Origin of the sequence: Psychrobacter sp. JCM 18901, assembly GCF_000586435.1 — a bacterium.
Classification (GTDB): domain Bacteria; phylum Pseudomonadota; class Gammaproteobacteria; order Pseudomonadales; family Moraxellaceae; genus Psychrobacter.
The window spans coordinates 130710-147182 of record NZ_BAWH01000003.1 but is presented as its reverse complement, the minus strand read 5'-3'; the positions used below and the strand labels follow the sequence as shown (position 1 = coordinate 147182).

General features: G+C 43.3%; 6 protein-coding genes and 6 pseudogenes. 5 read left to right on the top strand and 7 right to left on the bottom strand.

What is annotated here, in order from left to right; genetic code table 11:
- Positions 1-83: 83 nt before the first annotated feature.
- Together TT11_RS04305 and rapA are read right to left on the bottom strand one after the other, a co-directional pair.
- A complete protein-coding gene (locus tag TT11_RS04305) occupies positions 84-986 on the bottom strand; it encodes an acyl-CoA thioesterase II (protein WP_057761915.1) in 903 nt (300 codons plus the stop codon).
- Between the two features lie 358 nt (positions 987-1344).
- Positions 1345-4235: pseudogene (rapA, locus tag TT11_RS04300) on the bottom strand (RNA polymerase-associated protein RapA).
- 435 nt (positions 4236-4670) lie between these two features.
- Here rapA and TT11_RS04295 point away from each other — a divergent pair.
- A complete protein-coding gene (locus TT11_RS04295) occupies positions 4671-5618 on the top strand; it encodes an NAD(P)-dependent oxidoreductase (protein WP_261869181.1) in 948 nt (315 codons plus the stop codon).
- Between the two features lie 11 nt (positions 5619-5629).
- Here the strand turns inward: TT11_RS04295 and TT11_RS17010 are convergent.
- A pseudogene (locus tag TT11_RS17010) lies at positions 5630-7133 on the bottom strand (flavin-containing monooxygenase).
- A 217-nt stretch (positions 7134-7350) separates the two neighbouring features.
- Positions 7351-8066: pseudogene (locus TT11_RS04280) on the bottom strand (RluA family pseudouridine synthase).
- 480 nt (positions 8067-8546) lie between these two features.
- On the opposite strand from TT11_RS04280, the gene trxA reads away from it, so the two are divergent.
- The 3 genes and pseudogenes from trxA (at position 8547) to TT11_RS04265 (ending at position 11218) form a co-directional block, all read left to right on the top strand.
- Positions 8547-8873, top strand: coding sequence for a thioredoxin (gene trxA / locus TT11_RS04275; RefSeq protein ID WP_057761928.1), 327 nt, complete (start codon positions 8547-8549; stop codon positions 8871-8873).
- Positions 8874-9401: 528 nt separating this feature from the next.
- Positions 9402-10671: pseudogene (rho, locus tag TT11_RS04270) on the top strand (transcription termination factor Rho).
- Positions 10672-10990: 319 nt separating this feature from the next.
- On the top strand, positions 10991-11218 hold the full coding sequence (locus TT11_RS04265) for a hypothetical protein (RefSeq protein WP_057761930.1): 228 nt from the start codon (positions 10991-10993) through the stop codon (positions 11216-11218).
- Positions 11219-11417: 199 nt separating this feature from the next.
- Here the strand turns inward: TT11_RS04265 and TT11_RS04260 are convergent, their stop codons facing one another.
- Positions 11418-12305: a neutral zinc metallopeptidase gene (locus tag TT11_RS04260; RefSeq protein WP_101204903.1), complete on the bottom strand. Its 888-nt coding sequence runs from the start codon at positions 12303-12305 to the stop codon at positions 11418-11420.
- Positions 12306-12852: 547 nt separating this feature from the next.
- On the opposite strand from TT11_RS04260, the gene TT11_RS04255 reads away from it, so the two are divergent.
- Positions 12853-13209 (top strand): hypothetical protein, encoded by a 357-nt coding sequence (locus tag TT11_RS04255; protein WP_057761933.1) that lies wholly within the window; start codon positions 12853-12855, stop codon positions 13207-13209.
- A gap of 243 nt (positions 13210-13452) precedes the next feature.
- On the opposite strand, the pseudogene TT11_RS04250 reads toward TT11_RS04255, so the two are convergent.
- Positions 13453-13753: pseudogene (locus tag TT11_RS04250) on the bottom strand (integration host factor subunit alpha).
- A 217-nt stretch (positions 13754-13970) separates the two neighbouring features.
- A pseudogene (pheT, locus tag TT11_RS04245) lies at positions 13971-16381 on the bottom strand (phenylalanine--tRNA ligase subunit beta).
- Positions 16382-16473: the final 92 nt, after the last annotated feature.

Genomic DNA, 16473 nt, shown 5'->3' with positions numbered 1-16473 from the left:
AATAAAAAAAGCGACCCACTATTAATAATGAGTCGCTTTCTTATGATCATAATATAGAGATAACTAACTAAGCCTACAGCACTCTAAGACTTTGGCACACGTAAACGCATGAGTCCTTCTTGTTGCACGGTAGCGACCAGTTTTCCATCTTGCCAAAACTGACCATGGTTCAACCCTTTCGCATTAGACGTGGTATCACTCCACATGTCATAAAGCATCCATTTATTCAAATCAAAATCACGATGGAAATGCATTGAGTGATCGATACTAGCGGCCTGTAGGCCACTGGTCATAAAGCTAACACCATGTGACATTAGCCCTGTGCCAACCAAATAAAAGTCAGACGAAAATGCTAATAGCGCTTGCTGAATAGCCACTGGCTGATTGCCCAATTCACGAATGCGTAGCCAGTTTGCTTGTTTAGGCTTCATTGGTTCTGGGCTAATCGGATTACGCGGCTTCACTGGCTTAATCTCGACATGACGGCGGCGCATAAATCTTGCTTTTAACGCTTCTGGCACTTTTCCGACATTCTCTTCTTTTAAATCCTGTTCTGTCAGTAAGTCTTCTGGTGGTGGATAGACAGGCATGTCTTCTTGATACTCAAGGCCATCTTCCATCGGTGAAAACGAAGCAATCATTGAAAAGATCACTTGCTCAACAGGTGGCTTACCGCGTACTTCTTTGTACTGAATAGCGGTGACTTCACGTGCAGACAAGCTACGACCATCACGCAATCGACGGACTTGGTATATCACTGGTTGGTTGATATCGCCACCACGCAAAAAATATCCATGCAGTGAGTGACAAGGTTTGTCTTTATCTAATGTATGCGCCGCTGCCATAATCGCTTGAGCGAGCACTTGCCCACCAAATATACGACTGCCCACATAGTCATGGCTTTTACCCTCAAACACATCAGGGGTAACTTCAATAAGCGCGATAGTAGCCAGCAGCTCATCAATCAGTTGTAGATTATCGGACATGACGATATGTTTCCTTATTTTTATCAAAAACGCTCAGCATCTGATGATATTGATGCCATATAGCCATCATATTTGAATGTAAAATAATGCGAGATCACTTGTTAAGATCTGTCGAAGGAGACCTTAAAATAAACATACAGACATCGTTAGCGATGTTATCACCGAATATTTATTTTCTATAGAAAAGGTAAACATCTTACCCAATATTGGTGGCTTTGACTAGTTGCTGTCGGCTTACTTATAAGTATTGCTTATCTATTTTTGCCAGACAAATCTCAACTAAAGATCAAAGCAAGCAATCTCAACCATAAAAACGAGATGTATAATAACACCTCGTTTTTGACAAATACGCCGATGTTTATGGCTTAACTGCTACGAGTACGCGAATAGAGTCGGGTACTAATGACAAGTTACCAAGCGCTTGCTCACCTTGAGCTTTAAGCTGCTCTAAACGCTCAATCTCTTCAGGACGTACGTTTGGATTGATCGTCTGTAGATGTTTTAGACGCTTGATTTCACGTGACCACTGCTGGCTAAAGCGGCTACTTGCTTGCTCACCAATTTCAGCGATCTGCTGACGAGCAATGTCTTCAGCTTCGTAATAACGCTGCTCAATCACATCACCGCGTACTTTAATGACTTGGCGGGCACGGTTTTTATCCAAACGCTCAACGTGCGGCATAATCATCTCAGCACTGATACGAGCCGATAAATCACTGCCCTGCTCACTGATAAAGACACGGATATTTTGCGTGGACAAAGTCGCTGGCAAATTAAGCACTTTTGGCGCAATCGCTTCAACACGGAAGTTCACCTCTAGCAGTACCATACCTTGCGGAACAGCGGCACTTTTTAGCATAGCAACTGTCGTGTTACCAAAGGTGCTGGTGCTCGCTAGCTCATAAATTGCACGCATCAATGGATGCTCGTGAGTGATGAATTCGATATCTTCACGCTGAAGCGCTTGCTCACGCTCAAAGGTCAACGTCATACCGTCTTCATCACCAAGTGGCAAACCATCAATATAATCACTGATCTCGGTGCTATCGATCGGTGCGATCACCCACGAGCCATCACGTTGGATGTTATGATCGATATTGGCAGATGCAAAGAAACGCTCAATAAAGTGCGGCAGCAAATTATTACCATCAAAGTCACGCATAGCATCGGCGATACGACCTGCGACACGCGGACGACATGAGTTGTACTCTAACAGACGATCACGACCAGCTTGTAGCTGTGCTTCTAGTCCCAAACGTGTCTGTAGCGCCTCGTCAATAATGTCTTGCAAGATGACATTGTTCTCAGAAGTATCAGCACCCTCAAGCATTGGCTTAAGCTCTTGAATATATTGCTCTTGTACGCTTTGTGCGGTTGGCGATATCTGATTGAACATGTTCAGCGCATCGTTATACCACTGATACAGACGCTCTTGCGCTGTACCTTGTACGTAAGGTACATGTAGCATAATTTGCTGCGTCTGACCGATACGATCTAGACGGCCGATACGCTGCTCTAACGTATCTGGATTAGCAGGCAAATCCCATAGTATTAACTGGCTTGCAAACTGGAAGTTACGACCTTCTGAACCAATCTCTGAGCATAACAATATCTGCGCGCCTTCACTATCAGCAAAGAATGCGGCCGCTTGGTCACGCTCAAGCAAAGTCATCTGCTCAGTAAAGATAGCTGTTTTGATACCTGCATGCAGACGCAATACTGCTTCCAAACTCTCTACCGTCGCACCACTACGAGCGATTAATAGCACTTTTTGATGCTTAAGCTCACCGCGTAAGATATCAATCAACCAAGAAACGCGTGGGTCATCTTCTAGCCAGCCACCATCTGGTTGGTTTTCTTCGCCCCATAGCTGCTCACGCAACTTACCATTGGTTTGATAGCTGTCTTTCCATGCCTCAGGAAGTGGCAATGGATATGGTTGGCTACTACGGCCGTAGAAACCTTTCACACTCTCACGAGTATTGCGGAACAAAATACGACCTGTACCATGACGATCTAACAGCTCATTTAACGCATGTGTACGCAGTTTTTCATCTTCGTTGATTGAAGACAACTCTTCAGTACTAATGTCTAGCAAGCTACTCAAGGCAGCGATTTGGCCTTCATTGAGTGGCTTTTCTTCTATCAAGACGCCAGCAACTGCTGCTGTCTCTGCAAAAGCTTCTTGCCCATCGATAAATTCATCCAAATCATCAAAACGATCTGGATCAAGCAAACGCAGACGGGCAAAGTGACTTTGCGCACCGAGTTGCTCTGGCGTTGCTGTCAATAGCATCACGCCTGGCGTTTCTTCTGCGAAATCTGCAATCAAGTCATACTTATCATTGCCGCCCTGTGCTTCATCCCAATGCAGATGATGCGCTTCATCAACGACCAATAAATCAAACCCTGCATCCATCGCTTGGTCGTATAAGTCTGGGTGATCGAGTAATAGATCCATACCACCAATGATACATTGCTCAGTGGCAAAGACGTTTTGTTCAGGATCGTGTTCTTTGATAGCCGCAGTACGCACTAGATCAAACAATGCGAAATTTAGATTAAAGCGACGACGCAGCTCAATCATCCATTGATACTGCAAACTATCAGGTACTAAAATCAACACACGCTCAGCTTTGCCCGTTAGCAACTGCTGATGAATAATCATGCCCGCTTCGATGGTTTTACCAAGGCCCACTTCATCAGCCAGTAGTACACGCGGCGCGATACGCTTGCCAACTTCATGTGCGATATATAGCTGATGCTCGATGATATCGACACGCGCACCCATTAACCCTTTTAGTGGGTGGCCTGCTAGCGCTGACTGCATGCGCAGGATATCTTGGCGCAGCTCATACCAGTCACCGCGCTCAATTCGGCCAGCAAGCAAACGCTCAAGCGGCTTGGCCAACGTGATATTGGCAGCAAGACGGGTTTCCATGATGCCGCGCTCGTGCTCATCGACGCCATATTTAAGTACGCCCATCACTTCATCAACAGCATTGACCGTATAGCTTTTGCCATCTTGATCGTAGATGCTATCGCCTACTTTAAATACCACGCGCGATAATGGCGCAGAGTTTTTTTTGCGTAGACGCGTGTCTCTTCACTTTGCGGAAATAAAATATGCACACATCGGTCGTCAACATCGATGACCACACCTAAGCCAAGCTCAGACTCCGTATCAGATAAATAACGTTGACCAACGGCGAATTCAGTACTGTGCAATGAAGCAATAGAGATAGTCATAAGGCGATGTCTTTTGTACTCAGATAATGAAATTTAGATAGCAATGGTAGATTGTGATAGCGGTAAGATTACAAAGAACATAAATCGTCAATAGACGCAAAATAAATGTCGTAATCTTAGTAGAGCCAGCAGCTCAGTCACACCATTATATAACGTTAGCGGGTAGATGAGTGCGTTAAGTTGAATTTTCAAGAGGCAGCTTGCGATAGCTATGATTTTATAAGTTATTTAATCGATACTATGTCAGACCAGTACACTATTATTAAATAATACAGATTATCCTATTTTATCAGCAGCTTATATCTATTCTATCGATATTTGGCCGATTCGTTTTTGACTAAAAATATCAACGTGCTACATTAAGCTGATAAGGATTCATGCGATAGCCGTTTATTCGCTAATTATCTATAAGACAACAATAAGTAAGGACTAGCCATGCAAGCCGTTTTTTTAGATAAAGGTACGTTTTCTGAAGGTATTGACCTGCCCGCGCCAATGGGTGTGAGCGATTACATCACTTATAACGACACGCCAAAAGACACGGCTGTCATCATTGAACACTGCAAAGACGCCGATATTATTATCACCAACAAAGTCCAGATTGGTGCAGAAGTGATAGAGCAACTACCGAAACTTAAGCTTATCCAACTGACTGCTACTGGCATGAATAACGTCGATCAAGAGGCTTGCGATAAGCACGGTGTTGCGCTGTTCAATGTCGCTGGCTATGCGGTCAAAAGCGTGCCCGAACACACATTTATGCTCATGCTGACAGCTATGCGTGCTGGTATTCATTATCATCAAAAAGTCGCTGATGGCACGTGGCTGGCAAACGGTAATTTTTGCCTGCTAGATATTCCGCTGATTGATTTGGAAGATAAGACGTTAGGTATTATTGGTATTGGCACTATCGGCAAGCGCGTGACCGAGATTGCTCGTGCCTTTGGTATGACCGTACTGTGGGCAGAGCACCAAGGACGTGAACCACGCAGCGACGACTATACCGCGTTTGATGAAGTGCTGGCACGTGCGGATGTGATCAGTCTGCACTGCCCATTGAACGAACAAACTGAGCATCTTATTAATAAAGATACTCTGGCAAAAATGGTTAAACAACCGCTCATTGTCAACGTCGCCCGTGGCGGCATCGTTGATAGCCAAGCATTAACTGACGCGATTAATAATGAGCAAATCATCGGCTATGCTAGCGATGTGTTTGAACAAGAACCGATCGCTGATAATGACCCTTTGCTCAGTATCAGCGACCATCCGCGTGTTATCTTTAGTCCGCACAATGCATGGGGCAGCAAAAGCGCTCAGGAGACCTTGTGGCAGATGTTAAGTAAGCAAGTGGCCGATTTCATCGACAACCATCATCAATAATTACCAAGACGCTAACGGCTAAATCGTAACCAGTCGTCTTTTATCTTGCGATACTTAAGCATGATTCGATCGCTTAGATAGTTGTTGGTCACGAACCAAGGATAGCGATCGCCTTGCTTAGGTAGCTCGTCTTTGCCGCGTCTGACATATCCAGACGATAGCGAACCCATTACGGTATCTACTTGAGCACAGGCTGTCATATCTGCAGTCTGTGCTTGTGGCATGGCGACTTGATAACGGTTCTTATGCATATACCCCAGTAGCCTCACTACATACTGACAAGCCAAATCGATTTTTAGTGTCCATGAGGCATTGGTATAGCCAAACAGTGCAGCCATATTAGGTATGCCTTCTATCATGACTGCCTTATAAGTCATACGCGTGCCGATATCGACGGCCTGACCGTCGATATATACCGCGGCCCCACCCAACATCTGTAGCTTTAAGCCAGTCGCAGTAACGATGATATCAGCGTCGAGATGCTGGCCAGATTGCAGCATAATTCCCGTTGCCGTAAAGTGCCGATTTGATCGGTCACTACTGTTGCGCGTTTGTCCTGCAGGGCTTTGAATAAATCACCGTCAGGTACCGCACATACTCGTTGATCCCATGGATTATAGTCAGGCATAAAATGCTTGCTGTCGACGCCGCTACCCTTTAACTCTTTTTTTTCACCCCATGTTTTAAGACTGCCTTCATCACCTTGGGTGCATGAGTCGCAACTTTGTAAAGGCCTTGTTGCCGTAACACGTTGCGCGCGCGTAATACCGTATAAGCTTGCTCTTTTGATAAAGGAGAAAACTTGCCAGATAGCCAGTCAATAGCATGGTCATCACCCGGCACGCTTGCCACATAGGTCGGCGTACGCTGCAGCATCGTGACATGACGCGCACACTGATTACTGTCTTTGTCTACTAGCGCAGGTAGCAATGTCATCGCTGTGGCACCGCTACCAATAACGACGACTTTTTTATCATTATAGTCTAGATTATTCCAGTGCTGTGGATGGACGATTTGACCGTGGAAATTCTCTTCTCCTTCAAAACGAGGGCGATAGCCTTGCTCATAATCATAATAACCAGTGGCACCTACGATAAACTTAGCAGTCTTAACAAAAATCTCACCGCTTGCATGGTTTTTAATAGTTGCTGACCACTGTTGTTCCTCACTAGACCATGATATCTGCTGAACTTCATGCTGATAATGGATATGTTTGGTCACCCCAAACTCGCGTGCCGTATCGGCGATATAGCGTTTGATATCATCGCCTGCTGCAAGCATTCTATAATCAAGCCACGGCCTAAAATTATAGCCAAAGGTCAAGGCGTCAGAGTCAGAGCGAATCCCGGGATAGGTAAATAAATCCCATGTACCACCCAAATCAGCACGCTTTTCTAAGATAGCAAAGCGCTGTGGAGGTTTTTGCTTATTAGTCGATTTTGCCTGCTTTTGCTTTTTTGGAGCTTTATGACCGAATAGGCCTTTATGCTGCTGTTGCTGTAAACGGCAAGCCATACCAATACCTGCGATACCCGCACCGATAATCAATACTTCATAGTCGGCTACTTTGTCCGTCTTTGACTTTTTACCTTTAAAGCGATTTTTGATAGCCTGTTTGGTAGTGGTGATATCAAGCATACTTTCATCCTTGTATTTGCATGACTGGCATTTTATAGCTGGCTTTAGAGCCGTTTATCGCATCTATTAACAGCAAGCGGCAAAATCTAACGATTTAAAATGGGCAGGGACTTTCCCAGTCCATCCAAGCACCCAGTACTGGATGCTTTAAACGCAATTGCTGTGCATGTAAGTTGAGCCTTGGGGCTATCCCTAGTGCGGCACCTTCAGCATAAATCGGATCGCCAATCATCACATGATCGACATGGACCATATGTACGCGTAGCTGATGACTGCGACCCGTGACTGGCTTTAGCATGACCGAGTGACTGCCTCGCCATTACAGGTTTCATGAGCCACAACTTCATACAACGTCAGTGCATGCTTCGACCAGTCGTGATCGACGATATGGCGCGGTTTGGTACTTGGCTCATAGCGTACTGGCACTGATATCTCACCAGTTGCACCGACCTGCTCCCATTTACCAAAGACACGTGCTTGATATTTCTTTTGCGGTAGACGCTCGATAAATTGCTTACTGACATTGGTTTGCGCTGCTGCATTTTTTTGCAAAAATAAGCAGTCCCGAGGTGTCCATATCTAAGCGGTGAATCAATTTGACAGCTGGATTGGCACGCTCAAGACGAGCAAGCAGACTGACTTTGAGTGTTTTACCATCGACGCTTAATAGGCCTGCAGGTTTATCAACCACCCAAATGTCATCGTCTTCATAAACCGTAATTTCTTGCGCAAAATTTTTAAAAAAAACTCAAGCGGATAAGCGCTTTCTTGGGCATTGAGGGCGTTAACTTCTTCATCGGTAAAAGGCATAAATTTAACTACTTATGTAAATTGGTTTTAAGATAAGGATTTTTGGTGGCTAGTCTTTTAGACACGATAGCTATATTTGGCATGATAGCATTTTATGAACAACGTTTATTTGGATAAAAAGGCAAAACTTTGACTGATTTTTAATGTCATTAATATCGCTAGCTACTAATCACTAGCTACTATATAAACGAGATATAAAATACGACTTATATCGCACTGAGATACATACTTTAATAAGGATAATCGTATTAAATAACAGATTAGACACTCTTGTGCTGCACCGTTTTGATTTATTGTGCTAATACTAGTTGTTAAACAATTTAACCAGCCTGTATCTGTCAAATTAGGGCAAACATGTTAATATAATGGCACATTTTCACCCCTTCTAAACAATTCTTTGACCACCAACTGATTTATTATTAAACCAATATATAGGTTGATGAGTGGTGATAGAAGTAATAAAACAAGAGAGATAAAATTATGTCAGACCTTATTGTACATACTACCGACACAGACTTTGATCAAGACGTTCTACAATCAGACGTACCTGTACTAGTAGACTTCTGGGCGCCATGGTGTGGTCCTTGTAAAGCCATTGCTCCTATTTTAGAAGATCTAGCGACTGAGTACCAAGGTAAAGTTAAAATCGTCAAAGTAGACGTAGACAACAACCCACAAGCGGCTAGCCGTTTTGGTATTCGCAACATCCCAACACTATTTGTATTCAAAGATGGCGAAAAAGTTGACTCAGTAATGGGCCTACAGCCAAAAGCTGAATTGGCTAAAGTACTAGACAAGCATTTATAAGTTACATTTGCTCGCTCTAGATGAACTTGAGCGGGTAAAATAGAATAACCGAGAAAGCCATTATCTAACCAAGATAGTGGCTTTTTTTGCTTGTTTTTTTGTGCAAAAAACTCGATAATGTGACTTTTTTTGGCAAAATTTATTGACAACGCTATTGTGAAGACCGTATAGTCTGCTGACAAGAGAAAACCAACTGTTTTCCTAAGTATCTTGTCGCTATTCTCCTCGTGTTTATCAACAAAAACACAATCGTCATTATAAACACCATTGCTGAACAAAATGACTAAACGCAATTACTGATATTGAGTTTTTGACGCAGACTCTTATGTAGCCTTTTTTATCCTTATTTCTTATTACCTTGCATCCAATGATGGCAATGCGTACATAAGCAGACATATAAAACCAAAACTACATAAACTACAGCGCTGTGCACACACCCATATCATCATATTACCGTTATTTTAATCACTGTCGTGACTTGTGCTGCTAATGGCATCTCTCATCTGATCAATTGCTAATGACCTATCTATGAATCTTACTGAATTAAAGAAAAAATCAATCGCTGAGCTATTGGCTATCGCCAAAGAAATGGGTCTTGATAATATGGCGCGTAGCCGTAAACAGGACATTATCTTTGCTATTCTAAAAACCCATGCGCGTAACGGTGAAGCCATTTATGGTGACGGCGTACTTGAGGTTCTTCCTGATGGTTTTGGATTTTTGCGCTCATCAGAAGGCTCATATTTAGCCGGTCCTGATGATATTTATGTCAGCCCTAGCCAAATTCGCCGTTTCAGTCTAAAAACTGGTGACAGTATCGCTGGTACGATTCGTCCACCAAAAGATTCTGAGCGTTATTTTGCATTATTAAAAGTTGGCGAGATTAACTTTGATACGCCAGATCGCTCACGTCATAAGCTTATCTTTGAGAACCTGACGCCCCTATTCCCAACTGAGCATTTAAAACTTGAGCTTGGTAACGGCACCACTGAAGATTTGACTGGTCGTATCATCGACCTAATCGCTCCGATTGGTAAAGGTCAGCGTTCTATCATCGTCGCACCGCCAAAAGCGGGTAAAACGATGTTGCTACAGACCATCGCGCAATCAATCACTCGTAATAACCCTGAATGTTATTTAATCGTACTATTGATTGATGAGCGTCCAGAAGAAGTCACTGAGATGGTACGTACAGTACGCGGTGAAGTGGTCGCTTCTACCTTTGATGAGCCGCCACAGCGTCACGTACAAGTTGCTGAAATGGTCATCGAAAAGGCCAAACGTTTGTCGAGCATAAGCAAGACGTGGTGATTTTACTTGATTCAATTACGCGTCTAGCGCGTGCTTATAACACGGTCATTCCATCGTCAGGTAAAGTGTTGACGGGTGGTCTGGATGCCAATGCTCTAGAACGTCCAAAACGTTTCTTTGGTGCTGCGCGTAACGTGGAAGAAGGTGGTAGTTTGACTATTATTGCCAGTGCATTGATTGATACTGGTAGTAAGATGGATAGCGTTATTTTTGAAGAATTTAAGGGAACGGGTAACCAAGAGATTACGCTTGAGCGTGACTTGGCTGAAAAACGTGTATTCCCTGCGATTAATATCAAAAAAAATCTGGTACGCGCCGCGAAGAGCGTCTATTGGACGAAGACAAACTGCGTAAAGTATGGATCTTACGTAAACTACTTCAACCGATGGATGGCGTACAAGCCACTGAGTTCTTATTGGATCGCCTAAAAGAAGCGAAAACCAATGACGAATTCTTTGAGCAAATGAAGCGTAAATCACAAAACTAATTCTTAGTCAGTTTGCTAGACATATTCAGCTTTGATTCAATATTAAGACTACCTATAGGTAGTCTTTTTTATGACAGCATCAAAATATTAATAGTTAAACCCATTAGGACGTAATCTGCACTGTCGTTAACAGGCATTGCTGATGATACAGTACGGCAACATCGCTTACATCTCGTTTGCAAAGTTTAGCGCTTTTACTACGACTATATTATTAGTAACCGACTATTATGACAGACAGTAGGAATATACTTGAAAATATCATGGACACAGTATTTTGAAGGTATTGTATTTTAAACTTGATGACTTAATAGGTGATAATATGAAATTTGCTAAAACGATCGCAATGACTGCAATTACTAGCTCAGCACTAATCATGACTGGTTGTAACTCTTATAGCGGTATGAGCAACACAGCTAAAGGTGCTACTGCTGGCGCAGCAGCTGGCGCTCTTATTAAAAGCAAAGGTGACAGTAAAGATATCGCTCGTGGCGCATTGGCTGGCGCAGCGATTGGCGGTGCTGGTGGTTATGTTCTTGATAACAACTAAATCTTTCTACGCTGATATTATTTGACAATTGGTTGAGTGATATTAGATAAAAGATGATAAAAAAAAGCCTGCAATTCGTTGCAGGCTTTTTTTATGTCTTAATTTTTATTATAAGTCCATGCGCTAGACTTATAATAAAAAACATCAGTATTAGAAATACATCATTAGTAAAACACATGACTACTAATATGTATGGCCATTAAAGTGCACCGCTGAACGTATCGCAAGATTGTACATTACCGCTTTCTAGACCACGGGTGAACCATTCGACACGTTGTTGACTGGTACCATGAGTAAAGTTATCGGGCACTACTGCACCACCACTCGCTTTCGCTAGACGATCATCACCAATTTGACTAGCTGCATTCACCGCTTCATCAAGATCTCCAGCTTCTAAAAACTGTACACGCTCTTGATTGCGCTGTGCCCATACACCAGCAAAACAATCCGCTTGCAACTCTTGCAATACTGATAGCTTATTGGACTGTGCTTGGGTCACTTGCTGACGAGCTTCATTGACCTGTTGGCTAATGCCCAGTAGCGTCTGAACATGATGACCGACCTCATGCGCTATCACGTAGGCCTGTGCGAAATCGCCAGCCTTGCCTTGGTTCTCTTCACCACCAGAGCCTTGCTGATCGCCTGAAATACCAAGATTCTGACGCATCTCTACAAAGAATGACGTATCCAAATAAACAGTCTGATCCCCTGGACAATAAAATGGACCGGTTGCAGAGCTAGCACTACCACATGCTGAGCTGACCTGACCATTAAACAAAATCAATGACGGTTCTTGATAAGTACTACCAGCTTCATTAAAGATTTGATGCCAGACTTCTTCTGTATCTGCTAGTACAACTTTCACAAACTGCGTGTCTCGGTCTGTGCTGGTTGCCAGCTCAGTAGATGATTCACTACTACCACCTGTAACCGCCTGTCCTGTCTGTAATGCGGTCATTGGGTTTACCCCAAATACCAACCACAAAATACCTGCGATAATAATGCCACCAATACCACCACCGATCATCTTACCGCCACCTGTGCTAGAGCGCACATTCGAGCTACCTCGTCTACCTTGCCATTTCATAATTCTATTCCTCAAATATAGATTAATTCACTATTTCTATTAACTACTATCTCTATTAGCCACTACTTCTATTAATCTTTACTTATGTTATATGTTATTTGACCAGTTAACTCACGCTATGACCTAGTCTACTATCCTAAAAGCAAGTAGAAACCTATAAAATTGCTAACTTAACTAGGATTTATGTAATATAGGACCATAATCGGACTATTTAATTCAATTCTTACCCATAAAAACGGGGTTAATATCAACAATTCGAGACAAAAAAATGAGAACTAAAAAAAAGGTCTCAATCCCTCTGATGTCATTGATTATACGTCGATTAATTTGGCTTCTTGTATTAAAAAGTATATCGGATAGAGAAAGTAAAATATTATTTTAAATTTTATTGTTACTTAATTGTACAGGCTATTTCTATTTACTTAGAAAACCTATAGAATGCGTGGAAGCTGAGTAGCTGTGACTAAGAGTAGTTGAATTCTGAGAAATCTCGGATTTCGACCTTTGTTGCTGCTACTGCTCATTTCATTTTTCCGGAGAAAACCATATGAAACTTAAATTACTTGCTCTAGCTGGTATCATGACTGCAACTATGGGCCTTACTGCCTGTGATAGCAGCAAAGAAAACGCTGCTGAAGATTTATCTGACGCGCAAGAAGAAGTGCAAGACGCTTCTGAAGAGCTAAACGAAGCTGCTGCTGAAGGCGAAATGACTGCTGATGCTGACGCTGCTGTTGCTGGCGCTGAAGCTGACATCGCTGATGCACAAGCTGCAACTGCTACTGACGAAATGGACGCTGAAGTTCCTGTAGACGGCGACACCACTAGCGTAGACGTAGCTAGCGAAACTGATACTGCTGCTGTTGAAGCTTCTGACGAAGTAGTAGTTGAAGAAGCTCAGTAATTTATTGTTCATACAATAGATAAACTGTAGTAAAAAAGAGAGCCTATGCTCTCTTTTTTATGTCTATCATTTATGATCTTAGTAGGATTTTACTTTATAGATAACCCTAATATGCGATGCGTGCCGCAATATCGAAATACATAGATGTACGCAAAAATAACTAAGTGCAAATACGCACTAGCATTCTTATAAACTCACGATAAAACAGACACACTATCGTTCAGCGCAGCGCCAAACTAAGTATTAGCTATCGAACAAACGCTCGTCAACCTTCTGACGAAATTTCTGTCCTGTCTTAAAAGTAACCACACGGCGTGCGGATACTGCAACAGGCTCCCCTGTTTTCGGGTTACGGCCTGGACGGCTGTTTTTATCTTTAAGCTCAAAGTTGCCAAAGCCTGAAAGCTTGACCTCTTTGCCATCAATCAAACTCTCTGACAGCTCATCAAAAAAAAGTTCTCCACCAGACAGCGGCCTTCTTGGCGTGTTAGGTTAGGTGACTCATCAAATGCTCAATCATGTCAGATTTGGTTAAGGTGCTCACAGTACGACTCCTATGCTATGTCGTGATGTCGAATATCATGGTTTAGCGGTATGAGGGTTAAGGCTAGCTATTATAAAGGTTTTTTTGACCGTTTTTTTAACAAAGTCTTCATTAAAATCCTTTATTAATAACCACTTAACTTATTCTATGAATAGCAATGCTCCGTAGCCTCATGGTAAAAAGACTACAGAGCATTGGGTATAATACTTACTAAATGTTAGCTGTCGCGCAGCTGTACAGAATGCTGGTCAGTTAGCGCTTGTACCACTTTATCTGTGGTAGTCTTGACGGCTTCGTCAGACAACGTTTGCGTACTGTCTTGCCATATTAGTGCAAACGCTAGTGAGCGCTGGCCTTCTGGTACTTTGTCACCTTGATAGACATCAAATAACCAAAGATCAGTCAACAAATTACCTGCCGCAGTTCGCACCGTTGTCTCTAGTGTCTGCAAACTGATGTCACTGTCTACCAAGATAGCAATATCGCGGCGTACTTGCGGGAACTTGCTTGGTGTCGTGATAGCATGCTGCTCACGTGCAATCGTCAATAGCGGTGCCAGTGACAATTGAGCGACCCATGTAGCCGGCAGATCTAATTGTTTAGCAGTATTTGGGTGCAACTGACCCAACCAACCAACGTATATATCATCGATATATAACTCAGCGCTTTGTCCTGGATGCAGGAAGCTCAGCGTACTACGCTCATAGCGGATACGTGCGCTATCGATTTGAGCTGGTAATAGCTGCTCAATATCATGCTTTAGGTCATAAAAATCTAACGCACGATTCTGATAAGCTTGCTCGCTCCATATATCACCAACTGCGACTAAAGCGATACTTGGCGTTTGTACTAAGTCACTAATACTTTGTCCAACAAAGCTAAGACCTGTCTCGAAGAAACGTATGCGCGGCTGCTGACGATTTAAATTATATTGCACGCAAGGCAATAGGCTCGATAGCAAAGTACGACGCATAACGGCTAAATCACTAGAGATAGGGTTTGCCAGTGCCAACACCTCTCCTAGCGCTTCGTCGTCAAGCAATGCTTCTAGTTTTGCATCACTAAAGCTAAAGCTAATCGCTTCCATATAGCCGTTGTCAACTAATGATAGCTTCATCTCATGGGTCAAATCTGCAGTATCATCATAATCCATACTGACTTGTAAATGTGGCAGGACGCTTGGAATATTGTCATAGCCATAGATACGAGCAATTTCTTCGATTAAATCCTCGCGGATACTCATATCAAAACGATAAGATGGCGGTTTACAAATCAGTGAATCGCTCTGCTGCTCTACTTTAAAACCCAACTGGGTCAAGATACGTACCATCTCAGTTGGTTCAATATCAATCCCAATGACATCGCGAACTTTCGCGATGGGCAATGTAATTGGCGCGCGTGCTGGCAAATGCTCAAGGTTTTCGGCCGTGACTATTTGTCCAGCTTCACCGCCAGTGATACTGGTGATTAAATCACAAGCTCGTGCCAACGCCAATGCTGGCAATTCAAAGTCGACACCGCGCTCAAAACGCTGTGATGCGTCCGTATGTAGCCCGAAACGACGTGCGCGTGCAGCGATAGCGAGTTGATTAAAGAAAGCACTTTCTACAACGATATTGGTAGTGCTATCAGTGACACTGCTACGCTGACCACCCATGATACCAGCCAGTGCCAAGCACCTTTATCATCAGCAATCACAAGCTCATCACCGGTCAAGGTAACGGTTTGCTCATTCAGCAAAGTAATGGTTTCATCAGGCTGTGCCAAACGTACAACGATATCACCTTCGATCATGTCTGCGTCAAACGCATGTAGCGGTTGACCCAACTCCATCAACACATAGTTGGTCACATCGACCAAGAAGTTGTGTGAACGTAGGCCCGACTGTACTAGCGCATCTTGCATCCATTTCGGAGTATCGATGCTACGGTCAATATTGCGAATCGACTGCAACAGATAGCGAGGACACGCTTCCTTTGCATCGACTGTCACAGCTGGTGTTGCGGCAGTGCCAGCGGTATTGGCCGAGATTTCTGGCGTTTGTACAGGTAGATCGTTGATGACTGATATCTCGCGAGCGATACCACGTACGCTAAAGCAATCACCACGGTTTGGGGTGATAGAGATATCCAATATTTGATTATCTAAACCTAGATATTCACGAATATCTGTACCAACTGGTGCATCTTCAGGCAGCTCAAGCAAGCCATCTATATCATCGACTAAATCAATTTCAGAGGCGCCACATAGCATACCGTTTGAAGCCACACCGCGTAGTTTGCTCTTCTTAATCTTAAAACCCGCTTTACCATTACTGGCGTCATCGCTTGGCAATACCGCACCAACGGTAGCAACCGGTGCTTTCATACCGACGGTCACGTTAGGAGCACCGCAGACAATTTGTAGCGGCTCAGCGTCACCGATATTTACTTGAGTAACACGTAATTTATCTGCATCAGGATGCTGCTCAACGCTGATGACTTCACCGACAACCACACCGCTAAAAGCACGGGCAACCGCATAGCGATCATCAATCTCAAGACCTGCCATAGTCAACTGTTCGGCTAACTGTTCGCTAGTATTTGTAGGGTTTACCCACTGACGTAGCCACTGTTCGCTAATTTTCATAAATATCTCGGATCAGAATTTTATAATAAAGATGTTGGAGTAAAGCTTGGCGAATTCGCTTGCTATAGTCAATCCTATATAAATTAGATACA